General features: G+C 75.7%; 1 pseudogene. It reads left to right on the top strand.

Annotated elements, in window-relative coordinates:
• Positions 1–284: pseudogene (locus V7Q42_RS16175) on the top strand (hypothetical protein); the annotation flags it as partial.

Raw genomic sequence — 284 nt, 5'->3', positions numbered from 1 at the left:
CCGCTGCTGCATGATGCGTTGCTGCGGCCGGGGCTGTTGGACGCGTTGGCGGCTCTGCGGGCCACGTATCTGCTGGCTCGGCAAGCCCTGCCTTCCGGTGACACCCTGCCGCCCCGGGAGGCCCTGCCGTCCGGTGACACCCTGACGCCCCGGGAGGCCCTGCCGTCCGGTGACGCCCTGACGCCCCGGGAGGCCCTGCCGTCCGGTGACACCCTGACGCCCCGGGAGACCCTGCCGTCCGGTGACGCCCTGACGCCCCGGGAGGCCCTGCCGTCCGGTGACGC

Source organism: Pinisolibacter sp. (genome assembly GCF_036782435.1).
Lineage (GTDB): Bacteria > Pseudomonadota > Alphaproteobacteria > Rhizobiales > Ancalomicrobiaceae > CALBKH01.
This window is presented reverse-complemented; position numbering and strand designations above follow the sequence as displayed.